Consider the following 25,245-nt stretch of genomic DNA (forward strand, 5'->3'; position numbering starts at 1 on the left):
TGTATAAGGTTCAATAATGACATACAACAAATTCCTTCCCATACTGATATTGACCGGCAGTCTATTCATGGAGCACAGTGCCTATGCTAAAGTTTATACCTGTCTTGAAAATGGCGAAATTGTCTATACCTCCAAACCAAAGGGTAACTGTGCAGTAGCTAGTCTGCCACCCATCGGCAGCTACAGCGACAGTCGTCGCAGCAGCCCCTCCGCGGCTATACGCAGCCGGCCGCGTCCGGCAACCCGGGTAGCCACCGCCTATAGCGGCCCGCAACCCACAGTCAATATCGTTCCCAAAGGCAGCGACAATACCCGTCGTGCTATTTTGCAGCAGGAACTGACCAATGAACGCAACGCTCTGGCACAGGCGCAACAGGCTCTTAACCGCAGTCGCACCGGCAAAGGCGGCAACATTACCGAGCTGCAAAGTGCCGTACTTGACCGGCAGCAAAACATTCAAGCCATCCAGCGAGAACTTGGCCGCATGTAAAACCCAAACAAAGGATAAATCATGAAAAAACGCTTAATTTTTGTTGCCCTGTCCACCTTGATCAGTACTTCTGCACTGGCTCAGGTATACGAATGTACCGACAGCCGCGGTAACCACAGCTATACAGAAATTCCCAAAAACAAGAACTGTCATCCGGCCAGCAATTTGGGCATAAATTTCTCAACAACTTCCGCCTACAAACCCGCCCCAAGCTACAGCACAACCATCGCTAAAGAAACAGACTCAACTGCCAGCAACCAGCCCAATCCGGCTGCTATCGCCACGGCTCGCAAAAATCTCGCCGATGCCCAGAAAGCTCTGGAAGAAGGCAAAAAAGTACGTCTGGGCAGCGAACGCAATTACGCGCGCTATCAGGAACGTATCAAAGGCCTCGAAGATATTGTTAAAACCCGACAACAGGAGCTGGATAGCGCCATGAGTAACAACAAATAATTGTGCTACAACCCCGTTTAGTCTAAAAATATCGGTATAGGTATAGTAGCAGGGCTTAATCCATAACCCTGCTACTACCGTTAACCACATTCAGAAACTTACCTGCACCGCTTCATCACCTAGCAATGTGTACAGGCTATCGAATAAAGCTGCCTCAGGCTTAATTAACCAGCTTTTATCCGCGCGTAACTCACCATAAGCCTGCTGATGCTGGCAGCAGAATTTCAGTGGCACATGTGCTTGCTGCTCACAATAAGGCCGTAACAGCGCCGCCAGTTGACTGACAGGGGTATCCGCAGCGATATGCAATTGTAGACTGCGCGCATAGCGGGCACTGGCTTCAGCAAGCGTAAACGCATCATCAGCAGTAATGCGCAAGCCATCGCCGCCATTGTATTCATCTACCGCAACCTTGCATTCCATAATCAATACCTGATCAGACTTCAGACTGGCACCATACTCTTCCAGCGCCTGCCCAGCTACCACTACCTCTTGCTTGGCACTGCCATCTTCCAGTTGCACGACGGCAAATTTACCGCGTTTACCCATGATATAACGCACCCCGGTGACGAAACCGGCCACTTTCTGCTTATTATTGGATGGTTTAAGTGCTGCCAGTTTACTGCTCACCAGTGCGCGTACCTTATCAGCGTAAGGTTCGAAAGGATGGCCGGAAAAATAGAAGCCCATAGCCTGCTTTTCTTCCGCCAGTTTTACCGCCAGTGACCATGGTGCCACTTCTTCCATTTGCAAAGGCTCTATGGCATCTTCCACCATATCAAATAAGCCACCCTGATTAGCATTGGCGGCCACCTGTTCGGCGTTATCCATCGCCAGTCCAATATTGGCCAGCAACTGAGCACGATTCGGATTCAGTTCATCAAATGCACCGGCTCGTACTAAAGCTTCTATAGTGCGGCGGTTCAGATGCTGGCGGTCGACGCGCTGGCAGAAATCAAACAGATCAGTAAACGCACCACCTGTTTCACGAGCACGCACAATTGCTTCTACCGCCCCCTCACCAGTACCTTTAATCGCACCCAGCGCATAACGAATCTGCTTGTTATTATTTGGTGTAAACCGATAAAACGATTCATTGATACTGGGTGGCAGGAAAGTAATACCATTTTCAATACCATCATCAACAAAGATTTTCAACTGGTCCGTATTGGTTAACTCACTGGACATCGTACCGGCCAGATATTCAGCCAGATAATGACATTTAAGCCAGGCCGTCTGATACGACACCAGCGCATAAGCCGCAGCATGCGACTTGTTGAAACCATAACCAGCGAATTTCTCCATATAATTGAAAATCTCGTTGGCCGTTTGCTTGTCTATACCTTTTTCTGCCGCCCCAGCTTCGAAAATGGCACGGTGCTTCACCATTTCCTCCACCTTTTTCTTACCCATGGCACGCCGCAGTAAATCGGCACCACCCAGCGTATAGCCACCGCAAACCTGTGCAGCCTGCATCACCTGTTCCTGATAGACCATCACCCCATAGGTGGAATCCAGTACTGGTTCCAGATTAGGATGCAGATATTCCACCTTTTCTTCACCGTGCATACGCCGGATAAAGTCGGGAATCAGATCCATCGGCCCCGGGCGATACAAGGCCACAAACGCGATAATTTCCTCGAATTTGGTCGGGCGTGCTGTCACCAGCATCTTCTTCATCCCCACCGACTCAAACTGAAATACCGCAGTAGTATTGCCTCTGGCAAAAATATTGGCGTAAGTAGCCGCATCATCTAGCGGAATATGGTTTACATCAACCCTCTGTCCAGTAGTCTCGAAAATAAACTTTTGCGTCATTTCGATAATGGTTAAATTGCGCAGCCCAAGAAAGTCGAATTTCACCAGACCAATCTGCTCAACATCATCTTTGTCAAACATAGAAACCGGAGACGCATCATCACCACTTGCCTGATAAATCGGGCAGAAATCAGCAATTTTTCCGGGAGCCATCAACACCCCGCCGGCATGCATACCCAAACCGCGAGTTAGGTCTTCCAGCTTCAGCGCCAGCGTCAGCAACTCTTCTGCCTCTTCTTCGCGCAATAGCTGCTGAATCTGCGGTTCGGCTTCCTGCGCCTTGGTCAGACTTAACGGCTTATTGGCTTCTACCGGTATCAGCTTGGACAAACGGTCACACAAGCCGAAAGGTAAATCCAGCACACGCCCAACATCACGTACCACAGATTTAGACGACATCGTACCAAAAGTCACAATCTGGCTTACCGCAGGTACACCATATTTATGGCGGACATACTGAATCACACGACCACGGTTTTCCTGACAAAAATCGATATCGAAGTCCGGCATCGAAACCCGCTCCGGATTCAGAAAACGTTCAAACAGCAGGTTATAACGCAGCGGATCCAAATCAGTAATTTTCAACGAATACGCCACCAGCGAACCAGCACCGGAACCACGCCCGGGACCCACCGGACAACCGTTCTGCTTGGCCCAGTTAATAAAGTCCTGCACAATCAGAAAATAACCGGGAAACTGCATCTGGATAATAATGCCCAGCTCATAATCCAGACGCTGCTGATATTCAGGCATTTTTTGTGCCCGCTCAGCTTCATCCGGATACAGAAAAGCCATGCGCTCCTGCAATCCCTCATTACTCAGATGTATCAGCAGGTCATCCAGCGTCATACCCTCTGGTGTCGGAAACAGTGGCAAATAATGTTTACCCAGAGTCAGCGTCAGATTACAACGCTGCGCAATCGCTACCGAATTGGCCAGTGCTTCAGGAATATCAGCAAAGCGCGCCACCATTTCCTCTGGTGTCACAAAGTACTGACTAGGCACAAAATCATGCGGACGACGCTTGTCTGCCAGCACATAGCCACTGGCAATACATACCCTTGCCTCGTGTGCCTGAAAATCTTCAGCATCCATAAACTGCACCGGATGTGTGGCCACCACCGGCAACTGCCGCTCGGCAGCAAGTGCCACACTGCCCGCCACCACGGCTTCCCACTCCGGCCGTTCCGGCAAGCGCTGAATTTCCAGATAAAAACGGTCGCCAAACCATTGCTGATATTTAGCACAGACCTGTGCAGCCAGTTCTGGCTTATGCGCCAGCAAAGCCTGCCCAATTTCACCATACTGTGCGCCTGACAAACAAATCAGTCCGCTGTTATCCCCTTCCGCCAGCCATTGCTGCCGAATAAGAGGCTGATGCGGATGGCGGTCTTCGCCTACATAAGCATCTGTCAGCAATTCATTCAGACGCAGATAACCCGCATGATTCTTTACCACCAGCATCAAACGAAAAGGCTTGTCCGGCTGCTCCGGATTTTCCACACGCACATCTACCGCCATAATAGGCTTGATACCAGCATTACGGCAGGCCTTATAAAACTTCACCATGCCAAACACATTCATCAAGTCACTGATACCGAGTGCCGGTAGCCCCAAAGTATTGGCGCGCTTAACTGCTTCTTTAATCCGCACAATACCATCCTCAATAGAAAACTCAGTATGCAGACGCAGCGGAATATAGGGAAAATTGTTGGACATAGCATTTTCATACCAGAACAATGATTGTCTGGTTTATCGGAAATAAAAAAAAGAAAAAATGGTAGACTGAACAGATACCTTTATCAGCCGCATACTGACTAATACGAATAGTACTATTCAGCGTATCAGCCAATACACAGGCACAGCATTACAACGCTAATTTTACCTGATTTAGTCAGTTGCACAGCAATAATCTGGCGTAAAACTGGTTGGTTTATGGCTCGGCAGCAGTAAAGCGGGCGTAACAGCATCAGCAAACAGACTAAATAACACAGATTCACATAATAGAAGAATATTCAGTAATCAAACCAACCATACTACCTTACACTTTAATTGAGTGTCCGAATCAGACAATTCAAATACTACCGTGTTAAATTGAATTACATTATTACCTTGAAATATCACCCGCCCGCTCGTGCCGACAATGTGCATCAATCAGATAAAGACACCACGTCCTTGAAAGTAGTAATTGCAATCAACACTGCACAGCCCTAATTAGCTGAATCATCACAACCATAATAAACCACACATCAATGCTAAGTAGTTGTAGCAGGTATTATGACTGCGGATAGCACAATCAATCCGCATAGAGCTCATCATTCAACAGGAAGAATCTATATAACCGCATTTCCAACACATAAACCAGCAGTAATCCATATTGCACGATGAAGAATTTTCCCTTGCAGATGCAGTGACATTTAAGCCCGCAACTTGGGTTAATCCATCGAATTCATATTCAGATAACGCATATGAGTCATTCTCTAAATATAAGAATAATACGAAAATAGAATCAAAAAATTAAATGCTTTTATCCACCTTTATCTTGTCTGTATAGTACTAACAAAAGTAGGCAAATTCCAAGTTCCACCTATAAAACCACGGCATATTCCGGTTATTTTTTCTGAAGAGAGCAAAAACTGCTGTCCGTCCCATGTCCAGCTAGCCCTATTCCAACAATCACCAAGCCCTCGCTCCTTAAGCGATGCCACTATTTCCCCTTTGTTATAGTAGCTACCCGAATTAGTAACAAATTTAATTTGATTATCATGCGGTTTAACTGTGGTAGGTATAACCCAGAATGCCCGACCATCATTATATGCTGCAACCCAGCAAGAAGCCTCAAGTAAATTATGGCGTTTATCTAATTTAATCAGCTGAAATAAAGGCTGAAACGCTGTCATGCTGCTATCTTCTGCATCATTGGATAAATCAAAAGAATCACAATCTGCTTCCTTGTCAAAACGTTCTTTAAATCGAGGGAATATTTTTATTACTTCAACAAGAGTAAGTTTTTTACTTTGTTCTGATGTGCTCACTGATGCCTTTTTAATAACAGGGGCAGGCACAGGTGCATATACATGAGATTCATTTTTATTCCCTTGTTTAACCACAGCACCAACTGTACCAATACGGCCTTGTGCTTCATCCATCTTTAACATAACTGCATTAAAACCAGAATTCGATAACATCCATTTTTTGCCGTTCTGATGAAAAATAACCGTATTATTCTTACCTTTTAAAGCCTGAATGATTTGTGAAATTTGATGCTGTGACAGCCTGTATGCTTCATCTTTTTTATTTTTTAACTTGCCTAAAAACTGATGATTAATTGAAAGTGCAAATGTATCGTCTTCTTGTTGTTCATCCTGCTGATCATTAGTCTTAATATAAGCTGTAAACAATTGATTGGCTCCTGCTTTACGTATTAACAATATTGAAACATCAGAATCTCCATTTTCACTACTATAGCCAACAGCACGACAAGTAAGTGTATTATCGCAGACAACCTGCCAATCCTTATAATTAAATTCTGTTACCTTTGCAGCATACACATTATTCTGCGTAGTGACAGTGATGAATAAGAGCAGTAATAAACAAGAATAAAAGCGCATGACATCAGACCTCGGTAAAATTCATAACTATCATTTAATAACAGCATATATCATCAATATTGCACATTGCGCATACTTTTAATAATTCATAGTAACTCGCTTTTTAATGACAACCTGTTACATACCATTCGCAGACTTATAAGCTCGTAAACTTAAACGACCATTTATTATCAGTGCAGCCTTAATTAATTCTTCTTAACCAGTCTAAGCACAAACTGAATTTTCCAAAAACAGGAAAATTCCGGTTAATCCAGATTTTTATGAAAAAAAAGCATCTTTTAGCAGCATTTTGCCGCATAAAACAAACATAATAAATCTCAATCAGGTTTCACAACCAGAATACCATCACAATGAATATCGCCCGTGCTCCGGATACACCGAACACACCATCCAATGAAAAACAGGCTGCCTGAATCATCAGGCAGCCTGTTCAAATAGGTTTCCCCCACACGTGCCGCATTGGACGCCATCCGCTTGAACCTTGAGGACAAGGCTGGCAGTATCGAATGGTTTCGGGTTCATTCACAGGGAATGCTCACGCCCACCACTACCCAACCGCCAAAAAAAGCGAATTATTGGTTCAAAGGAATATATGTCCTTACGAACACAGCAGGGGAAGAAAGAACTATTTTACCACAAGTGTGAGTGTACTTTCACACAACTGGATCATGTCCTGCATCTTACGATCAAAATCTCCGACGACCAAATCGCCATGCATCGTAAGTTTAAGTAAATCGTGCGCCAGATTCAGCGCAGCCATAATCACAATTTTATCTGTTTCAACAATCCGTCCGGAACTCTGAATGGCAGCAATTTTTTCATTCAGCATCTTTACAGCCTGCATCAATGTTTCATGCTCACTTCTGGGCGTACCTATATTAAAAGGACGGCCAAGAATCTCCACACGAACCTGTTGAATTTCATCCATTAAGAATCCTCCTGCACCAGTGGTAAGCGTTGTAGCAAGCGCTGTAATTCATCACTGGATGCCCGTAATACCGCAGTATAACGTTTTTTTTCAGCAATCAGTTCATCAATCGTAGATTGCATGCTTTCCTGTAAATGAAACTTATCCTGCTCATGCTGTTTACGCATCCGTTCACGTTCTGCCTGAAAATTTTCACCCTGTTGTTGCAACTGTTTTTTTACAGTTGATAACTGCTGGGTCAACTGATGCTTTTCAGCTAAAAGAGAATTAAAATGTATAACCAGCCGTTTAACGCTGTCTTCCAATTGTTCTAGTTGATTTTCCATTCCCTACCCGCTTCCATCCGTAAAATACGCAGCATGGTTGCCTGATTTAGCCATCCGCCAGTCAAATTGTTATTTGTTATAACACTTAAATTATTATTCCGCTCTGGGCGCCCGCTCCATCAATATTTCTGCCAGCGCCCGCACTTCTGTCCGACCCTCAAACAGCTGCTGCAAAATAGTGGCAATCGGCATATCCACTCCCAGTGAAGCAGCCTGTCGGCACACTTCTTCGACAGTATATACACCTTCGGCAACATGTCCAAGTTCCGTTAACGCTTCAGGCAACGATTTTCCTTCAGCCAGCAGCAAACCTACCCTGCGATTGCGCGACAGCGAGCCCGTACAGGTAAGAATCAAATCCCCCATACCAGACAAACCCATCAAAGTAGCTGCCTGTCCACCCAGAGCCTGATTCAGGCGTGAAATTTCTGCCATGCCGCGTGTCATTAATGCCACCCGTGCATTAATACCATAGTTCAGCCCATCGGCAATGCCCGTGGCAATAGCCATAACATTTTTCACAGCACCGCCAACTGCTGCACCAATCACATCAGCATTGGCATACAGACGCAAAACTGTATTATTCAGTGTCGCTGCCAGCGCCTGAATCCAGACAAAATTTTCCGAAGCCAGCGTAACTGCACAAGGTAACTGCTGTGCCAGCTCCTGCGCAAAACTCGGACCAGACAATACCCCGATACACTTATTCGCCGACATCACTTCTGCCAATACCTGTTGCGGCAACAAGCCGGTTTGCTGCTCAAACCCTTTGCAGGCTGCAATTACCGGCACCTCACCCAAGCCAGCAGCCACCAGTTTTTGCGCACTCTCACGCAACGCAGCCACCGGTGTGGCAATAATAATCAGATCTGCCGGTGCAAACTTATCAACAACAGAAAGATTCTCCGGTAAAACAAAATCAGACAGATACCGCCTGTTTACCCGTTCCTGCTGCAATTGTTGCACATGCCGGGCATTATGTGTCCATAGCCATACCTTATGCGAATGCAAGGCAAAATGAATGGCAAGCGCCGTTCCCCACGCACCAGCACCCAGTACACCAATATTCATGACAAATATTCCCTTTAACAAACTAGCGGCAGATAACTGCCCTGTCCTTTGACCACTAACTAAACGTTAAACCACATGCAAAAATGCCATACCATTTTTAAAATATCAAGGCATCAGCAGCACATATAGATAAAACATAACTACTGGCAGCACACTGTAATCAAAAATTCAATTAAGCTGCACCATACTACGCAACGGCAATCAATCCAAGCAGAACATACCGCAAATCAGCCAAACCAGTACACAACATACTAACGCAGCAAACAGCATTTATCACAGCAAGCCATGTCATTTAAACATAATCAGTCAATACAAAAACACAGGCTGCCTGCTCGTCAGGCAACCTGTGTGCATAGCGAATTTCAAGAATGATTAATCCTCAAAGCGCTTAAACGCCAGCGAACCATTCGTACCACCAAAGCCAAATGAATTGGAAATAGCCGCACGAATCGGCAAATCACGTGCTTCATTGGCACAATAATCCAAATCACACCCAGCCTCAATATCCTGCTCAAAGATATTAATGGTTGGCGGAGATTTTTGCGTATGGATAGCCATTACCGTATATACCGCTTCCACACCGCCTGCGCCGCCTAACAAGTGGCCAGTCATAGATTTGGTTGAATTCACAACCAGCTTTTTAGCCCGTTCGCCCAAAGCCAGTTTCAATGCATTGGTTTCATTCACATCACCCAGTGGTGTTGATGTACCATGTGCATTCACGTAATCGATATCTTCCGGATTCAGGCCGCCATCTTTCAGCGCACGTGTTACGCCCAGTGCCGGACCTTCCGTATTTGGTGCAGTAATATGATAGGCATCCGAGCTCATACCAAAGCCCACCAGCTCGGCATAGATTTTGGCACCGCGCTTACGTGCATGTTCATACTCTTCCAGCACCATCACACCAGCACCCTCGCCCATAACAAAGCCGTCACGCTCCTTGTCCCAGGGTCTGGATGCTGTAGCTGGATCATCATTGCGGGTTGACAGCGCTTTCATGGCAGCAAAACCACCCACACCTAACTCACAGATAGCGCCCTCAGCACCACCAGCAATCATAATATCTGCATCGCCATATTTAATCAGGCGAGCAGAATCACCAATACTGTGTGCACCAGTTGTACAGGCAGAAACCATGCCATAGCTTGGTCCCTGATAGCCTTTCAGAATCGTCACATGGCCGGCAATCAGATTAATCAAAGAACTAGGAATAAAAAATGGATTAATTTTGCGCGCACCATGCTCTAGAACAGACCGCGCAGTAGCCTCAATCGCAGGCAGACCGCCAATACCGGATCCAATATTTACCCCTACCCGGGTTTTATCCAGACCCGGTATGTCATCCAGTCCAGCATCAGCAATGGCTTGCAAGGCAGCAGCCACACCAAAATGGATAAAAGAATCCATCCGTCGTGCTTCTTTCGCACTGATGTACTGAGTAACATCAAAATTCTTAACTTCACCGGCAATCTGGCAAACTAAAGACGAAGCATCAAAATGGGTAATAGTGCCAATGCCGCTTTTACCTGCAAGTAGATTTTGCCATGCTGTGGTTATATCATTACCCACAGGAGATACCTGACCCAGGCCGGTAATGACTACTCTTTTTTTACTCATAATTTGCTCGTAAGAAAAAAACCTCTACCGAATCAGGCGAAAAAAATACACCTTAATTTCGACAGAGGAATTTGAATTTGACCAACACTACACGGAATTAATTCAAGTGAGCGCCAACAAAGTCAATAGCTTGTTGTACGGTAGTAATTTTTTCGGCTTCTTCGTCTGGAATTTCGCAACCAAAAGCTTCTTCCAGAGCCATTACCAATTCAACGGTGTCCAGAGAGTCAGCACCCAAATCTTCCTGAAAAGAAGATTCATTTTTTACTTCAGCTTCACTCACACCTAATTGTTCTGCAACAATCTTTTTTACACGTTGTTCGATATTGTTATCCATTGACAGATCTTTCTTTGCTTTGCCCAGCACTAGTGCGGACAGGGTTAATTGAATTAATCAACTTTTTGGTTGTTGATATTATTGTACCTAATAAAAATAGAGTTTTCCATTCAAATTGCCTTTTGCCGTATTTTCCATGGACTTCAGCGATTTTCAACGCATTTTTACTTATCACCGGATACAAATTAAACAGCAAGCGGCAGCCATATTAGCACAGCCTGATTTTTAGCTACAAGCTATATGATTTATATTGAATCAATATTAACAATAGTTTTATACAAAAAATTCATAATCAAAGCCAGCTCTGCTGCCGTATTTTCCTGTGTGCCGCCACCAGTATGCCCACCCGTATCCGGCGCTGCCAGCCATACCCGCTGTTTTAGCGCACACAAACGCGCATAAAATTTCAGCGCATGTGCCGGATGTACACGATCGTCATGCAGATTGGTCGTAATCAGTGCCGGCGGATAGTGTTGCGAATCACCCAAATTATGATAGGGAGAAATTCGGCTTAATGCTTGATTTTGAATAGAATCATCAGGATTTCCATACTCATCCATCCATGAAGACCCTGCCGATAGATAAGAATAGCGCAACATATCCGTTAACGGCACCTCACACACCATCGCACCCATACTCTGCGGTTGCCGGCAGAAAGCTGCTGCCACCACCAGACCACCATTACTGCCGCCCTGAATCGCCGTATGTACCGCACTGGCGCGCTGATGACTATACAAATCGTGCAGCACTGCCAGCAAATCATCAATACTGACATGCTTATGAATCCCGCGTGCAGCCTGATGCCATACCGGCCCAAACTCACCACCGCCGCGAATATTTGCCAGTACAAAAGCATAACCTTTCGCCAACCAGTGCCGGCCAATACTGCCCAGATAATAAGGCAGTTGCGGCATACCAAAGCCGCCATACACATAAACAATAGTTGGCGTATCCTTATCCATATTTTTACCAACATGAAAATAAGGAATAAATGTACCATCCTGCGCAACCGCACTAAACTGCTGCACCTGCATTCCAGCAGGGTCAAACTGCCGTGGCTGCCGGCGCATAACACACAACTCTCCTAAATGCACATCCAGCGTATATAGCGTTAGTGGTTCCAGAAAGCTGCTGATGGCCAGATACACCACATCACCACCCCATGGCTGATCAGTGATTTCCAGCGCCCCGGCAGGCAGATTTGGCACAGTAACCTCCTGCCAGCGATTTTCTGCAAAACGCCAAGCCAGCAAACGACTATGCACATTATCCAGTATCGACACCAGCACAAAACGTCGTGTGGTTTCAATACTTTCAATGGCCTGAGTAGCTGCTGGCTGAAAAATCACCTCAGCCACACCCAGCTCACCCTTATGCAGCTTCACTGCCACCAGACTGCCAGCCGGATAAAACCGGTTTGCACGCTGCCAGTCGCTGCGTAACTGCACCAACAATTGCCCATACAGATAGCCCATCAGCTCACAATCATCCGGCAACGCCAGCGGCTTAACGCTCAAATCCGCCATTACCTGATAATACTGCTTGTGATAAAACCCGCTCGCGGCCTCAACCAAATCAATCGGCGCCCCCTGACTATCCAGATAACGCCATGCATTAACCATCATGCCGTCGGCAGGCATTTCCAATACCGGTACCGCCTCCGCAAAAGACTGTCCACGCTGCATCAGCCATACCTGCCGCGGATAGCCTGCCTGAGTTAACTGCCGCTCGTCCCATGCCGGAGATATCCACACACTTTCTGTATCACGCCAACTGATAATGCTTTTACTTAACGGAAAATGAAAACCACCCTCAACCACCCTGCCTTCAGCCAGATTGAACTCAACTGTATATGCCGCATCCGCACCACCAGCACTCAAACTGATTAACACATGCTCTGGAGCCTGCACATAATGCGCTACCCCTTGCAAATACACATCATCATCAAGCAGAGCATCAAAATCAGCAACTGAAAACAGAATCTCCCACTCGGGCAAACCGGCACGGTAACTGGCTGCTGAACATACCCGGTACACACCTTTCGGAAACTCAGCCGACTGATAAAAATGATACATGCGCGCACGATGTTCCTGACAAAAAGGAATCTGCTGCTCATCCCGCAATACTGTCACGATATCATCACGCACTGCCACATACTCAGCACCCGTAGCAAACTCAGCCTGAGCAGCAGAATTTGCCTGCTGAATAAAAGCCTGCGTCTCCTCACTATTTAGGTCTTCTAAATATGCAAAAGGATCAGTATTCATCATTTAAACTCATTTCCAGAAATTTACACCATCAACAATCAGCCAGCCAGACAAGCCACTACACCAGCATAAGGCACAACCAACACTTTGCCTACACCAGCCTGCTGCATATCCGACGCCAGCACCGCATTATCAATACAAACAAAAAGGGCAGCCCTTATAGGCTGCCCTATTATCCAAGTAAAACCAACAAGATAAATTGCAATCTGCTACACACTTCCATTAGCATACATACATCATATGCAAAAATATAAGTTGTTGATTTTAAATATGGTGCCGACAACGAGAATCGAACTCGTACGACCTGTGGTCACCACCCCCTCAAGATGGCGTGTCTACCAATTTCACCATGTCGGCAATTAACTGTAAAAACTTTCTATTCCGGTATCAATGGCTTCTGTGCTGGTTTCGCCGGTACGACTGGTGCACTGGCCACCGCCGGATTCGCCGGTACAACCACCTGCTGTTGCTTCACATTGCTGAAGTCCAGACCGCTATGCCGGTGCGTGGATATATAGCCTAGCGCCAGACAGCTAATAAAAAATATAGTGGCAGCAATTGCAGTACTGCGGCTGAGGAAATTTGCATTGCCCGCTGCACCAAAAACACCCTGAGCACTACCGGAACCAAATGCTGCGCCCGCATCCGCACCTTTGCCCTGCTGCATCAGCACCAGCACAATGACACTCAGCGCCGCGAAAATATTCACGATTAAAATAAGGGTTTTAAATGCTTCCATGATATCAACTTTTATCAAGCAGGCGCATATGCAGCCTGAATAATAGCGGCAAAACTGTCAGCCTGCAAAGAGGCACCGCCAACCAGAGCACCGTCAACATGTGACGCAGCCAGAATTTCAGCCGCATTGCTTGCGTTGACACTACCGCCATAAAGGACGCGGATTTTAACATCTTCCCCACATAAAGACAAGATTTGCTGATAAATTAACTTATGCATAGCCTCAATCTGTGCCACAGCAGGAACTTTGCCCGTACCAATCGCCCATACTGGTTCATACGCCACCACAACTTCTTTCAAGCCCAGTTGCGCCAGCAATGCCAGTTGCGCACTAACCACCTGTTGCTCCTGCCCGGCTTCCCGTTCAGCCAGTGTTTCACCCACACACAGAATCGGCAGTACGCCCGCCGCAACACTATTCTGTACCTTGGCCAGCAATTCTTCATTGTCTTCCAGAAAATACTGCCGCCGCTCAGAATGGCCAATCAGCACAAACTGTGCCCCCACATCCGCCAGCATTTGGGCATTTACTTCTCCAGTAAAAGCACCATTGGCAGCAAAACGGCTCACATCTTCTGCCCCAACCGCCAATGCTGTACCAGCAGCAAACTCACTGGCTGCAGCAAGATAAACATTCGGCACAGCCACACCACAATATACCTGCGCCACTGCTGCATCCACAGGTTTCAGCAACGCTTGCAGCAGCGCTTGGTTAGCCGTATTACTGCCATTCATCTTCCAATTGCCAATTACCCATTTATGCTGCCACATATATTTTTCCCTTACTGACAAACAACATACCAAACCTGAACAAATGGCCATGACCGGTGTTTACCATCCATGCCACAAATTAACATCAGCTTCAAAATGGCGGCATTGTAGCGGAAAACTACCGTCTGCGTCCCATGCTTGCTCAGGATTAATTCACTACCGCCAACTTTCGATTTATTTCTGATCCGCGATAATACTTTTCAAACACCAGCAAATATTTTCCCATTCTAAAACCTACAGAAACCTTATAGCAAACTCGAATTCTTTGATCTTAATGCTATCACCAACTTACCAATTTTTAGTTTAAACAATATTGAAATCCAATTTTCTATAACCAAAGTGAGTGAGGTTCCCAAAAACTTGCTCATCTTAATTACCCATTGAGCACAATAAATAGTTCCAGCAAAAATAAACGTCATAGCCTATAAAAAAACTAATCAAAAAAAGAGACAAAACCAAAACCGATATCTATCTTAAATTTAGCCACAAAACTTAAAAAAGACACCACCAACCGCAGCAATCATTGATTATTTTAAAGACAGAAATTTAGCAAATAAATTCCCTTCATCTTAATCATATTATCTGCCAATAAGCATAAACTTTTATACCCGTACTAACTATATTTTTCTTCAGATACTACTCTGATATCTATTTCATATCACAAAATAAATATTTCTATATTTTAAGCTTTGTAGTTATTGTCATTAATCCGAATAACAGCATAAATAACCAAAGGAGCTTAATTTATGGAAATAATCCATACCCCAAAAATAGCGCAAAAACAGAGCAAAATGAGTATTATTGTGTCCGTCGTGCTTATCGTACTTTTAGTTGGTTCCGTTTATATCAGCCAACTCATCTTTCAAGAAATAGCCCAAAGCTTCAATATAAACATTCTAGAGGCTAGATTAGTTTTCAGCCTATCATGTTTCTGTTATGCAATTTCTTTCTTTATCTATGGGCCATTATCTGATCGAATATCAACACGACCATTAGTTATTTTTGGTTGTATCGGTACAATTTTTTGTCTTGGCATTTCAGGTTTTGTCCAATCATTTAAGCTTTATCTATTTATTATGTCATTGACTGGCTTTTTTGCTGCATCTGTTCCCGCTGCATTATTTGCCTATACGGCTAAAACCACCCCAAATAAACAATTACCCAAAATGATGGGATTGATGATTTCAGCCTCCATCGTTGGTATTATTTTTAGCCGGAGCTTTATTGCAATGTTAACAGATAGTTGCTCTTGGCAATTTGCTTTCATTATTTATGCAGCACTAATTTTTTGTACTTGCCTCCTTATTCCATATAGTATAAAAAAAAATGCAGCCAATAACCAAAAATTAGGCATCATTCAAACTTACCTGAACGCAACTCAATTACTACTACATAAAAACATCATTGTTTTCTTACTAGTAGGTTTTATACTCTTTTTCATTTATTTAGGAATATCTTCATTTTTAACCATTTACTTAAAAGGAGCGCCATTCTACCTTTCCTCAACAACATTAGGCTGGTTAAATTTTGCAGGTATAAGTGCCGTTATTGGTGCAACAATCACCGGTAAACTATCCCAATCCATCCAAGGCAACAAACTATTAATTATCTGCTTACTATGTGTTAGTGCATCAATTATCATAATTGGATTAAGCTCAAACTTAATCAGCATCACAATAGGAATTTTCAGTTTATTCTTATCTGTTTTCGGTGTTCAACCAATCATAATTTCAATACTTAATCAAACCGTTACAATGATGTCACGAGGCACAATCTCGTCTTTATATCTGCTTGCCTGCTTAGCTGGCGGCAGTATCGGCACATATTTGCTTGGGCTTGTATATGAAAAACAAAATTGGAATGGAATAATTATCACATGCATTATTCTTTCCTTAGCAAATATTGTTTTAGCCTTTTGGGGGACAAAATTACGCCAAATAGCAAAAAAATAAGATGCAAAAAAAATTCAGCAAATATTAACATCCCTAACCATTTTTACTTAATTCTACCAATTCAGAACCAACAACATCAGAATCTGCTACTCTAAGTTAAAGGTTGAGTCTCGATTAAAAATTGGCTCAACTAAACCCAACCCTATGGTTTATTATCAACCACCTAATCTAAAAGACAATATCAATGAAAATTAACCGAGCTGCACTTCACCAACAAAATATAATAGACAACCTCACATAGTTGGCAACTAATATTGCAACTGCTCTTACAAATAGCGGAAAAAAATATGGCCGCATAGAAACATCCGATATCGCACATCCAACATAACAAATGACTCTAATCGAGAAGCATCAAGTCTTGATAATATCGAAAGCATTCATTCATTTTGAAATTCAGCCAGAGACAACTTATCAAGACTTCTTGTCAAACATAGAAAGAGCACCGCATTCAGTCTTTTAACTGCTTTATTAAGAAAATCTAACGCAGAAAAATTATACCATCTCATGAGATATTAAATAGCATAACATCGATTGAATATAAAATCCTAAAACAAGTAGCATAATGTTTTACGTCAGTTTTGTACTAACTATGAGGATAGTCACATTAAACTTAATAGAAATGCAAAATAAATTAACGCCACTGTGATATTATTAATACATATTTTTTGCTTTTAACAAAATGACAAATAAGAAAAATCTATACACTAATGATGTTTTATAGATGATTTATTATCAGTAGATGTAATAACACCAACCCTTCAAAAAAACAGGCATTTACGCCTATGATAGGTTATATGCATGCCAATGCCCGTCATATAAAATATTTAGAATAAATGACATATACATAGAAAAAAGTTAAAAAATAGATTAGACCCTTTAGATATCAAGAATAAAATCATGCCATTTCTCAAGAAATAACCAATGCCATAAACAAGAATAAAAGCAATAGCTTAATTGGCAGAGATATTGATATATCCTTTAACAAAGATAAAAATAGAAAACAGTTTCTCAATCAGCAAGGTACAAATTCAATATATTACATCTATTATTTTAAAGGGACTTTTAAAGATAAAGAAACTTTCATGGTTAATAGCTTTAAACTAATGCTTAAATCTCCTCATTGCATTACTACAAATGACAGCATTCATCATTAATCGAACAGAAAACATATAAAAATCCTTATTTATTCATGTTTTTAACCCATCAACCCACATCAACCAATACATTAACCCGCATTCTCAGCGTACCAATTCACAATTACCCTATTGTCGCAACCTAAATAGCTTTATAATTCACCAAAGCTGTATTCGTGTGCAATAGTCCCAAAATACAGCACCTTGCTTTTATAAACCTCTTTACCACTCACCCGTTCAGCGGGTGTGCGCATTTCGGAGCAGATATGGATTTCAATACCGCCCGCTATAACATGGTTGAGCAGCAAATCCGTCCTTGGGACGTATTAGATTTCGACTTACTGGATGTTTTGTCCGATATTCCACGTGAACGCTTTGTCCTGCCACAGCAGCAGGAAGTAGCCTACACCGATCAGGCACTTGGACTAGCCAACGGTGGCAAAATGCTCGAACCCAAAGTAGTAGCACGGATGATTCAGGCATTGAAGTTGAATCTAACCGACACCGTAGTAGAAATTGGTACCGGTTCCGGCTATGCCACAGCCATTCTGGCAAAAATGGCTGGTAAAGTCATTACCGTTGATATCGATGCCGAACAGCAGCAGCGTGCCCAACTTGTTCTCAGTGACCTCGACTACACCAACATCAGCTACAAAACCTGCGATGGGCTGGCAGACAAATTGCCCGGAGCACCTTTCAGCGCCATTTACGTCGGCGGTTCCTTACCAAAACTACCCACCACCCTGCTCGACCAACTGGCAGAAGATGGTCGCATGATAGCCATTATTGGCGAAGCCCCAGTCATGCGTGCCATTCTGTTTGAACGGCAAAACAATCAGCTTCAAGAAACCATCCTGTTTGAAACAGTGGCTCCTGCTCTGCACAGTTTGGAAATATCAGCACCAAACCAGTTTAAATTCTAATTAAATTAAAGCCATATCAGCAGCACAACTTGTTATTGCCACAACTTGTGCTGCTCTTACAACAATGTAACTTTTTTATTTACAGCAACAATCACTACTAGCTGTAAACATTTGCCTGATAACCGTCACCAACCAGATATCGTGTCATATCGACATATTTCCGTGTCCCAATATCAAACAACCTCTCCACTTCGTCGCACAAAATACACCCAAAATAATCCGATTCCCATCATCCATATTTTATTTCCTAATAGAAACGAATATGTTTTCTTTTTCCCACTGCAACCTGAATAATAACGTCCACAGCCACCACACCCAAACCAATAACAAAGTAGCAACAAAACAGTTAAATAACATTAAAATCAATAATATATTTAGAAATTTATTGCTTAAACCATCACACTGGTATTAACTAAGGCATAAACCAATTATCAGGAGCAGACCCATGCCTTATCAAAACCGCACCGACCTGCCAGCAGCAGTACAGCATGCATTGCCCGAACATGCACAGGATATCTTCAAAGAAGCATTTAATCATGCCATTAAAGAATATCAGAACCCGCAAAAACGCCGTGATAACAGCGATGCAGAAACCATCGCATTTAAAGTGGCCTGGGCTGCAGTAGAAAAGCGGTACCACAAAGGTAAAGATGGCAAATGGCAGCCTAAATAACCAGCAACGCATTACTTACTCACATCATCCAAACACAAATTCAACCTACTACGGACACAATAGTACCGTAGCTAAAGGGCTGTACACGGCAAACTTAACAGCCATTGTAATATGCAGCATAACCCGGGTATCATTTGCACCCTAAAGCGAAACAGTTGCAACCTGACCATCAAATCTGGTTTCACAATTCAAATCATAAATTAATTTCACACATCACCAACTTATCATCATGACTATCCAAACACTAAGCGCCGTACAATTACAGCAATGGCAACAGCAAAATCAGGATTTTCTCTTACTCGACGTGCGCGAAGATAACGAAGTTCAGTACGCAGCCATAACCGGCCACCACCATATCCCCATGAACATGATTCCCTTGCGCCAGAATGAATTACCGGATGACAAACCTATCGTTCTGTACTGCCATCATGGTATGCGCAGTATGCAGGTAGCACTGTATCTACAGGAAACCGGCTTTGACAACCTCTACAATCTCCATGGAGGCATTGACGCTTGGTCCCGCGAAGTTGATGCCAGCGTACCCACATATTAATTACCAATCCTTATACGCCCGAACCAGCAGACCTTTATTGCAAGCTTTGCTAATAAATAGCATCAACAGGCGATAAATATACACAAAGAAAGCCAGCAAAACACAGCATTTCAGCAGCATCGACAATAGCGATACTGCTGATAACACTGTGCTAAATTAATTATAAAAACAATAAGTTCAGACAATAACAGCATTAGAACAAATATGCTTCTTCAGCTATTTAAATTCTGAGCATTAAAATTCAGGTTATTTCCTTGTAACTCTTATCTTACCTTCCGATAACAGCACGCCACTAAGCGTAAGCAATGTCCCCACAGCAGCAATCCAAGTAAAAGATTCTTTTAAAATAAGCATCGCAGTCACAATAGTGATAATCGGCACCAGATAAATATAAATACTGATTTTAACCGCACCTACTAATTTAACCGCATAATTCCAAGAAGCAAAACAGATTGCTGAAGCCCCCAAACCTAAAAATAAAATATTAAATACATTGGTCAGCTTGGCAAATCTTGACAACCCCCATTCAAAATCAAATATATACAAAGCCGGTAACATTAAAATCAAACCATAAAAAAAGAAGCGTCTAGTAAGTAAAATAATATTGTAATCATAGTTACTGCTCTTTTTAGTTAAAATCGAATAGCCTGCCCAAAACAGACAGGCAACAACCGCCAGCAAATCACCCAGCAGATTAAGAGAGAGTACAAACTTACCATTAAAACTAATCAATGCAACCCCAAAAATAGCCAGCAGGCAACCAATATAAAAGCGCACAGGAGGTATTTCCGCTTTTAAAAAGAATATGGCCAAAATGGCCGTAAACACCGGTGCCAGACTGGCAATCACCCCCACATTAGAGGCTGTCGTATAAGTTAATGCAATATTTTCACATAAAAAATAACTAGTTACCCCACAAAACCCAGCAGCCAGAAACATCAACTCCTGCCTGATCCCCTGCCAGGCAAACAAGTGAGGTGATAAAATCCAGAGTGTAAAATACCCCAGCACAAACCGGAAAAAGAGAATTTCTATTGGCTTGAAATCCGTTAACAGCACTTTAGTAGAAATATAAGTCGTTCCCCAGATAAATATAGTGATTAACGCAATTAAATGCCCTTGTGCTCTTTTTGAAATCGCCACAAAAAACTCTCTTAATCCACATAAATAAAATACTATGAAAAATCTTTGCTAGTAATCAATAACTGCATTCTAAAGTAAATATCAATAACATTATCGAAGAATTTAATCATTGAGAAATAAAATACAAACTAAATCGTTATAATTAAAATTTAATACAGTATTCAGATAAATATATCTGGTAATTTATTAAACAAATCATCTACTAAAGAAAATTATAAATTAATTGCGCCAAAAAGCTAGCGGTCACAATTAACGAAAATATCAGTCACAACCATGCCTATTCATAATATACGTGCAGGAATTGCCTATCTTCTTAAGCGATTGGCCAAATTTGCTTACCAAACCAATTCAGACGCGGATACCAATATCTATCAGGTTACGGTCGAATCCGGTGACACTCTGGAAAAAATTGCGAAGAAAAAAAATACCACAATTGATGTGTTAAGAACACTCAATCCAGATATTGATGAGCGTAAACTTAAACTGGGGCAGGTATTGAAATATCAAAAAGCATCAAGACGACGTGTCATCTCTGGCTGGCAAAGCATATCTACAGCAGTAATAGCCAGTCGATATAATGGAAATCGTGATAAGAAATACGCAGAAAAACTTGATTATGTATTAAAACATTTAAGAAAAAATGGCTAAGAAATGAATTGCATAAAATTTATCGGATTATGTCTGGTAGCCTTATTGCCAGTCACAAGCTTTGCTGCCTCCACTACAACTATTCTTGACGAACAGGCTTTGCGCGAGGAATGCAGTGCCTTTTCGCAGACAGGAATGCGGGAATGTGTAGAGAAGAAAGCCGTAAAGAGTCAGAAAGCTTTACAAATGGCTGAGAAAAAAGCACTTAACACACTTTCCAAATGGGATGAAAAACCCAAGTACATTAGCTTAGCCAAAGCAAATTTAATAGCTGCAAATCAGGATTTCGCCAGATATCGTGATACCCAGTGCAAATTTGCCGCGTCTCTGGGTGCAGAAGCAGCAGGCAATGCACTTGAAATACAACGTTTAGCTTGTGTGACCGAGCTGAATAACAGACGAACCAATCAACTACGCGATGCAATTTCTGATTTGCATCTGAAGTAGCGATTAGCACAATTACATGATTTTTTTGCAAAAATAAGGGTTTCAGCTTGGCTGAAACCCTTAAATATATATCTGGTGCACCCAACAGGGATCGAACCTGTGACCTCCGGCTTCGGAAACCGACACTCTTCCAACTGAGCTATAGGTGCAATACGAATAGAGAATGGCAGATTTTAGCCCAAATTGGCCAACTTGGCAAAAGCTATCCGCACTCATAGCGTACCAAAACTGAACCAAGCAATTACTACAAAAAACAACCCACTGAAATTAAATACCTTTATTCATACTGGCAATAATCACACAAAAATAGGGATTTATAGCGGCAAAATTGGCATACGTAAAATTTTTGTGCTATGTTTAGCAGATTTAGTTAATTAAATATTATTTAATAACAAATAAATATATTCACAGACAGCTGTCAGGTCTATTAAGCAGGTCACCAATATTATGTATTCTGACAAATGCTCATTTATTCACCCCCTGCCCGCCAATACTGCTTTGGATGTGATTGGCGATGTACATGGCGAATGGCAAGCTTTACAACAATTGTTACACTTTCTCGGCTACGATGAATCTGGCCGGCATAAACACGGTCGTAAACTGGTATTTGTCGGCGATTTATGTGACCGTGGTCCGGATAGTCCGGCCGTGCTAGATTGGGTAATTAAGGCAGTAGCCGCAGAAAACGCTTTTACCATTATCGGCAATCACGAACTGAATTTACTCATTGATGACCCTAAAGATGGCTCCGGCTGGTATTTCGATAACAGGCCTCAAGATGAAGCACGCTTTGCGCCGTGGCAGCATTACAGCAGCGCAAAGCGCAAGCAATTGCAGGAGACCTTGTCACAATGGCCATTAATTCTGCAACGGCATGATTTACGTATTGTCCATGCCGCATGGTTGCCAGACAGTATCGATAAGCTTCACCAGTGTAGCGAAACCTCACTGGTTAAACAGTATCACTACTGGGAAGACCGCTTTTTCGATGATTTCCGCCAAACCGAGTGGTACGAATACTATATGCAGGAAAAGCAGCAACTAGGCGCAGAACTGGAAAATGAACATTACCCCATGGCATTTCAGCCGGGTATAGCACATTACGATTTACTGCGCAGTTGCCACAACCCGCTACGCGCACTCACCAGTGGCATTCAGGCCATCACACAGCAGCCATTCTATATCAATGGCCGCTGGCGCTTTACAGTGAGAAAACCGTGGTGGCAACAGTATAACGATCCAGTGGCAGTCATTATCGGACACTATTGGCGTAGCTGGTACGGTACTGGTGTAGCAGAACACCGCAAAGAACTGTTTCAGGAACCTCCCACGCACTGGCTGGGCGAGCAGCAACAAGTATTCTGCGTCGATTTTTCCATTGGCGCACGCTGGCGTGAACGCAAAAAAGCAATTTTACCAGCCGACAGCCAGATGCATCTGGCCGCACTGCGCTGGCCGGAAAATCTGATTATGCTAAATAACGGTAAATATTACTCGGGTGAACGTTCTTACTGAATAATCATGCCAGTAAACAATACAATTTGCTATAATGATCGTTTTACAACAAAACAGCATATGCACAAAGGATAAAATTCCAGCAAATACTGTTTATACTTTAATCTGTAATCCATTTTAGTGTGTCACACAATAGCATGCAGGGTGCTTTTGAATCTTATTCAAGTCGCTCAGGCAATGAATATTTAGTTGGTACAGCTAAATATTCAGACATACTAAAGCTCATATTTACTCAATATCAGAATGACAGACGCCAACTCCTCTTCTAACCAAGTTAAACGCCATCTGAAAACCCGCCATCTATCAATGATTGCCATTGGTGGCAGTATCGGTACAGGATTGTTTATGGCTAGTGGCAGCGCCATTCACGATGCTGGGCCGGGTGGTGCCTTACTGGCCTATATGGCTATTGGGATCATGGTGTACTTCCTCATGACCTCACTCGGTGAAATGGCCACCTACCTGCCCACTTCCGGTTCATTCTCCACCTATGCCGCCCGCTTTGTCGACCCGTCACTGGGGTTTGCACTGGGCTGGAACTACTGGTTTAACTGGGTGATTACTGTTGCTGCCGATATTTCCATAGCCTCATTAGTGATTACCTATTGGGAGCCATTGCGCTTTATGCCGGCATGGTGCTGGAGCCTGCTGTTTTTTGCACTGGTGTTTCTGCTCAATATCTTATCCGTGCGTGCCTATGGTGAATCCGAATACTGGTTTGCCCTGATTAAAGTTGTCACAGTTATCGTTTTTCTGGGCGTAGGCGTACTGACCATTTTCGGTATTCTGGGCGGCCAGTATGTGGGTTTGAACAATTTCGGCATTGGTGATGCACCAATACTCGGACATGGCTGGTCGGGCGGATTTTTTACTGTACTTGGCGTATTCCTGATTGCCGGCTTCTCCTTTCAGGGTACAGAACTTATTGGCATTACCGCTGGCGAATCAGAAAATCCGCAGGAAAGCATTCCCAAAGCAATCAAGCAAGTATTCTGGCGTATTCTGATTTTCTATATTCTGGCCATGCTGGTGATTGGTCTACTGATTCCTTATAACAGCGATGCCCTGCTCGGTGCAGACGTCGATCAGATCGCCAAATCCCCCTTTACCCTAGTATTTGAACGCGCCGGTCTAGCCTTTGCCGCTGCCGTGATGAACACAGTTATTCTCACATCTATTCTGTCTGCCGGTAACTCAGGCCTGTATGCTTCCACACGCATGCTATATGCCATGGGTAAAGATGGCATGGCACACCGCACTTTCTCCGAAGTAAACCGCCGTGGCGTACCTGTGCCGGCGTTGCTGGCAACCGCAATCGTAGTACTGGCTATTTTCCTGCTGGAAAGTGTCGATGAAGGGGCTTACGAATACATCGTGGCCGCTTCCGGCCTTACCGGCTTTATTGCCTGGTTGGGTATTGCCATCAGCCACTACCGTTTCCGTCGTGCCTTTGTGCGGCAGGGTAACGATATCAACTCACTGGTTTATCGCGCTAAATGGTTTCCGTTTGGGCCGATTCTGGCGCTATTACTCTGTATTCTGGTGATTATCGGACAAGACAGCCAATTATTGCTGCATGGTGACTTCAAATGGCAGCGCTTTGCCATTACCTACATGGGGCTGCCTGTATTTGCCGCATTCTACCTGTATCACAAACTGCGCTACCATACCCATAAAGTACCGCTGGAACAGGTGAATCTCAGCAAACATATTGATTAAAGCCAACATTTGCATTAATCATAGCTACTACAGGCAGCCACAGCTGGCTGCCTGCTGCATTTTCCGCTAACATAAAGCCCATTTACCGCTTTACTTATTGCAGTCGGAA

At 43.5% G+C, this 25,245-nt stretch carries 21 protein-coding genes, 2 tRNA genes and 1 other RNA gene; 10 read left to right on the plus strand and 14 right to left on the minus strand.

The genetic code is table 11. The annotated features are described in order from the left end of the window. Positions 1 to 16: 16 nt before the first annotated feature. Both MJ764_RS05795 and MJ764_RS05800 read left to right on the plus strand, forming a co-directional pair. Positions 17 to 490, plus strand: a complete 474-nt coding sequence (locus MJ764_RS05795; protein ID WP_239325449.1) for a hypothetical protein — start codon at positions 17 to 19, stop codon at positions 488 to 490. A 21-nt stretch (positions 491 to 511) separates the two neighbouring features. Further along, positions 512 to 943 (plus strand): DUF4124 domain-containing protein, encoded by a 432-nt coding sequence (locus MJ764_RS05800; protein ID WP_239325451.1) that lies wholly within the window; start codon positions 512 to 514, stop codon positions 941 to 943. 90 nt (positions 944 to 1,033) lie between these two features. On the opposite strand, the gene dnaE is transcribed toward MJ764_RS05800, so the two are convergent. The 12 genes from dnaE to tpiA all read right to left on the minus strand — a co-directional run bounded on the left by dnaE (position 1,034) and on the right by tpiA (position 14,430). Continuing rightward, positions 1,034 to 4,480, minus strand: a complete 3,447-nt coding sequence (dnaE, locus tag MJ764_RS05805; RefSeq protein ID WP_239325453.1) for a DNA polymerase III subunit alpha — start codon at positions 4,478 to 4,480, stop codon at positions 1,034 to 1,036. Between the two features lie 818 nt (positions 4,481 to 5,298). Beyond that, positions 5,299 to 6,372 carry a DUF1176 domain-containing protein gene (locus MJ764_RS05810; RefSeq protein WP_239325454.1) on the minus strand — a complete coding sequence of 358 codons (1,074 nt, stop codon included), beginning with the start codon at positions 6,370 to 6,372 and terminating at the stop codon, positions 5,299 to 5,301. A 438-nt stretch (positions 6,373 to 6,810) separates the two neighbouring features. Beyond that, a non-coding RNA gene (gene ssrS, locus MJ764_RS05815) (6S RNA) lies at positions 6,811 to 6,991 on the minus strand. Between the two features lie 6 nt (positions 6,992 to 6,997). Then, positions 6,998 to 7,300 (minus strand): cell division protein ZapA, encoded by a 303-nt coding sequence (locus MJ764_RS05820; protein WP_239325456.1) that lies wholly within the window; start codon positions 7,298 to 7,300, stop codon positions 6,998 to 7,000. After that, complete coding sequence (locus MJ764_RS05825) at positions 7,300 to 7,626, minus strand: hypothetical protein (protein ID WP_239325458.1); 327 nt, start codon at positions 7,624 to 7,626, stop codon at positions 7,300 to 7,302. Before MJ764_RS05825 ends, MJ764_RS05820 begins: the two co-directional genes overlap by 1 nt. A gap of 93 nt (positions 7,627 to 7,719) precedes the next feature. Continuing rightward, complete coding sequence (locus MJ764_RS05830; RefSeq protein WP_239325460.1) at positions 7,720 to 8,697, minus strand: NAD(P)H-dependent glycerol-3-phosphate dehydrogenase; 978 nt, start codon at positions 8,695 to 8,697, stop codon at positions 7,720 to 7,722. A gap of 372 nt (positions 8,698 to 9,069) precedes the next feature. Then, entirely contained in the window at positions 9,070 to 10,317 is a 1,248-nt protein-coding gene (gene fabF / locus MJ764_RS05835; RefSeq protein ID WP_239325462.1) for a beta-ketoacyl-ACP synthase II, read from the minus strand. Positions 10,318 to 10,414: 97 nt separating this feature from the next. After that, the gene (gene acpP / locus MJ764_RS05840; RefSeq protein WP_025331393.1) at positions 10,415 to 10,654 is read right to left on the minus strand and encodes an acyl carrier protein; all 240 of its coding nucleotides are present in this window, start codon (positions 10,652 to 10,654) and stop codon (positions 10,415 to 10,417) included. A 245-nt stretch (positions 10,655 to 10,899) separates the two neighbouring features. After that, on the minus strand, positions 10,900 to 12,924 hold the full coding sequence (locus MJ764_RS05845) for a prolyl oligopeptidase family serine peptidase (protein WP_420853931.1): 2,025 nt from the start codon (positions 12,922 to 12,924) through the stop codon (positions 10,900 to 10,902). Between the two features lie 268 nt (positions 12,925 to 13,192). Then, positions 13,193 to 13,278: transfer RNA gene (locus MJ764_RS05850), tRNA-Leu, on the minus strand. Positions 13,279 to 13,297: 19 nt separating this feature from the next. Beyond that, positions 13,298 to 13,660: a preprotein translocase subunit SecG gene (secG, locus tag MJ764_RS05855; protein WP_239325464.1), complete on the minus strand. Its 363-nt coding sequence runs from the start codon at positions 13,658 to 13,660 to the stop codon at positions 13,298 to 13,300. Positions 13,661 to 13,674: 14 nt separating this feature from the next. After that, on the minus strand, positions 13,675 to 14,430 hold the full coding sequence (tpiA, locus tag MJ764_RS05860) for a triose-phosphate isomerase (RefSeq protein ID WP_239325466.1): 756 nt from the start codon (positions 14,428 to 14,430) through the stop codon (positions 13,675 to 13,677). A 746-nt stretch (positions 14,431 to 15,176) separates the two neighbouring features. Between tpiA and MJ764_RS05865 the strand changes: the two genes are divergently transcribed. From MJ764_RS05865 to MJ764_RS05880, 4 genes are all read left to right on the plus strand, one after another. Continuing rightward, positions 15,177 to 16,382 (plus strand): MFS transporter, encoded by a 1,206-nt coding sequence (locus tag MJ764_RS05865; protein ID WP_239325468.1) that lies wholly within the window; start codon positions 15,177 to 15,179, stop codon positions 16,380 to 16,382. A 1,399-nt stretch (positions 16,383 to 17,781) separates the two neighbouring features. After that, on the plus strand, positions 17,782 to 18,438 hold the full coding sequence (locus MJ764_RS05870) for a protein-L-isoaspartate O-methyltransferase family protein (protein WP_239325470.1): 657 nt from the start codon (positions 17,782 to 17,784) through the stop codon (positions 18,436 to 18,438). 445 nt (positions 18,439 to 18,883) lie between these two features. Next, positions 18,884 to 19,111: a ChaB family protein gene (locus MJ764_RS05875; RefSeq protein WP_239325472.1), complete on the plus strand. Its 228-nt coding sequence runs from the start codon at positions 18,884 to 18,886 to the stop codon at positions 19,109 to 19,111. A 229-nt stretch (positions 19,112 to 19,340) separates the two neighbouring features. After that, positions 19,341 to 19,664 (plus strand): rhodanese-like domain-containing protein, encoded by a 324-nt coding sequence (locus MJ764_RS05880; RefSeq protein ID WP_239325474.1) that lies wholly within the window; start codon positions 19,341 to 19,343, stop codon positions 19,662 to 19,664. A 246-nt stretch (positions 19,665 to 19,910) separates the two neighbouring features. Here MJ764_RS05880 and MJ764_RS05885 read toward each other — a convergent pair whose 3' ends face one another. Further along, positions 19,911 to 20,807 carry a DMT family transporter gene (locus MJ764_RS05885; protein WP_239325476.1) on the minus strand — a complete coding sequence of 299 codons (897 nt, stop codon included), beginning with the start codon at positions 20,805 to 20,807 and terminating at the stop codon, positions 19,911 to 19,913. Positions 20,808 to 21,080: 273 nt separating this feature from the next. Between MJ764_RS05885 and MJ764_RS05890 the strand changes: the two genes are divergently transcribed. Both MJ764_RS05890 and MJ764_RS05895 read left to right on the plus strand, forming a co-directional pair. After that, on the plus strand, positions 21,081 to 21,455 hold the full coding sequence (locus MJ764_RS05890; RefSeq protein WP_239325478.1) for a LysM peptidoglycan-binding domain-containing protein: 375 nt from the start codon (positions 21,081 to 21,083) through the stop codon (positions 21,453 to 21,455). A gap of 3 nt (positions 21,456 to 21,458) precedes the next feature. Beyond that, positions 21,459 to 21,902: a lysozyme inhibitor LprI family protein gene (locus MJ764_RS05895; protein ID WP_239325480.1), complete on the plus strand. Its 444-nt coding sequence runs from the start codon at positions 21,459 to 21,461 to the stop codon at positions 21,900 to 21,902. A gap of 73 nt (positions 21,903 to 21,975) precedes the next feature. Here MJ764_RS05895 and MJ764_RS05900 read toward each other — a convergent pair. Further along, positions 21,976 to 22,051 (minus strand) — tRNA-Arg (locus tag MJ764_RS05900). Between the two features lie 298 nt (positions 22,052 to 22,349). Between MJ764_RS05900 and MJ764_RS05905 the strand changes: the two genes are divergently transcribed. Next, the gene (locus MJ764_RS05905) at positions 22,350 to 23,417 is read left to right on the plus strand and encodes a metallophosphoesterase (protein ID WP_239325482.1); all 1,068 of its coding nucleotides are present in this window, start codon (positions 22,350 to 22,352) and stop codon (positions 23,415 to 23,417) included. A gap of 243 nt (positions 23,418 to 23,660) precedes the next feature. Continuing rightward, positions 23,661 to 25,136 carry an amino acid permease gene (locus MJ764_RS05910; protein WP_239325484.1) on the plus strand — a complete coding sequence of 492 codons (1,476 nt, stop codon included), beginning with the start codon at positions 23,661 to 23,663 and terminating at the stop codon, positions 25,134 to 25,136. Positions 25,137 to 25,245: the final 109 nt, after the last annotated feature.

The organism is Snodgrassella gandavensis (assembly GCF_914768025.1).
In the GTDB taxonomy this organism is placed as follows: domain Bacteria; phylum Pseudomonadota; class Gammaproteobacteria; order Burkholderiales; family Neisseriaceae; genus Snodgrassella; species Snodgrassella gandavensis.

What these genes read in the sequence shown, in the direction of transcription:
- MJ764_RS05905 (WP_239325482.1), top strand. Translation starts at nt 22,350, where the DNA reads ATGTATTCTGACAAATGCTCATTTATTCACCCCCTGCCCGCCAATACT.
- MJ764_RS05870 (WP_239325470.1), top strand. Translation starts at nt 17,782, where the DNA reads ATGGATTTCAATACCGCCCGCTATAACATGGTTGAGCAGCAAATCCGT.
- MJ764_RS05890 (WP_239325478.1), top strand. Translation starts at nt 21,081, where the DNA reads ATGCCTATTCATAATATACGTGCAGGAATTGCCTATCTTCTTAAGCGA.
- tpiA (WP_239325466.1), bottom strand. Translation starts at nt 14,430, where the DNA reads ATGTGGCAGCATAAATGGGTAATTGGCAATTGGAAGATGAATGGCAGT.
- MJ764_RS05830 (WP_239325460.1), bottom strand. Translation starts at nt 8,697, where the DNA reads ATGAATATTGGTGTACTGGGTGCTGGTGCGTGGGGAACGGCGCTTGCC.
- MJ764_RS05810 (WP_239325454.1), bottom strand. Translation starts at nt 6,372, where the DNA reads ATGCGCTTTTATTCTTGTTTATTACTGCTCTTATTCATCACTGTCACT.
- secG (WP_239325464.1), bottom strand. Translation starts at nt 13,660, where the DNA reads ATGGAAGCATTTAAAACCCTTATTTTAATCGTGAATATTTTCGCGGCG.
- MJ764_RS05820 (WP_239325456.1), bottom strand. Translation starts at nt 7,300, where the DNA reads ATGGATGAAATTCAACAGGTTCGTGTGGAGATTCTTGGCCGTCCTTTT.
- MJ764_RS05845 (WP_420853931.1), bottom strand. Translation starts at nt 12,924, where the DNA reads ATGATGAATACTGATCCTTTTGCATATTTAGAAGACCTAAATAGTGAG.
- MJ764_RS05865 (WP_239325468.1), top strand. Translation starts at nt 15,177, where the DNA reads ATGGAAATAATCCATACCCCAAAAATAGCGCAAAAACAGAGCAAAATG.
- MJ764_RS05910 (WP_239325484.1), top strand. Translation starts at nt 23,661, where the DNA reads ATGACAGACGCCAACTCCTCTTCTAACCAAGTTAAACGCCATCTGAAA.
- MJ764_RS05895 (WP_239325480.1), top strand. Translation starts at nt 21,459, where the DNA reads ATGAATTGCATAAAATTTATCGGATTATGTCTGGTAGCCTTATTGCCA.
- MJ764_RS05800 (WP_239325451.1), top strand. Translation starts at nt 512, where the DNA reads ATGAAAAAACGCTTAATTTTTGTTGCCCTGTCCACCTTGATCAGTACT.
- MJ764_RS05795 (WP_239325449.1), top strand. Translation starts at nt 17, where the DNA reads ATGACATACAACAAATTCCTTCCCATACTGATATTGACCGGCAGTCTA.
- fabF (WP_239325462.1), bottom strand. Translation starts at nt 10,317, where the DNA reads ATGAGTAAAAAAAGAGTAGTCATTACCGGCCTGGGTCAGGTATCTCCT.
- MJ764_RS05825 (WP_239325458.1), bottom strand. Translation starts at nt 7,626, where the DNA reads ATGGAAAATCAACTAGAACAATTGGAAGACAGCGTTAAACGGCTGGTT.
- MJ764_RS05880 (WP_239325474.1), top strand. Translation starts at nt 19,341, where the DNA reads ATGACTATCCAAACACTAAGCGCCGTACAATTACAGCAATGGCAACAG.
- MJ764_RS05875 (WP_239325472.1), top strand. Translation starts at nt 18,884, where the DNA reads ATGCCTTATCAAAACCGCACCGACCTGCCAGCAGCAGTACAGCATGCA.
- dnaE (WP_239325453.1), bottom strand. Translation starts at nt 4,480, where the DNA reads ATGTCCAACAATTTTCCCTATATTCCGCTGCGTCTGCATACTGAGTTT.
- acpP (WP_025331393.1), bottom strand. Translation starts at nt 10,654, where the DNA reads ATGGATAACAATATCGAACAACGTGTAAAAAAGATTGTTGCAGAACAA.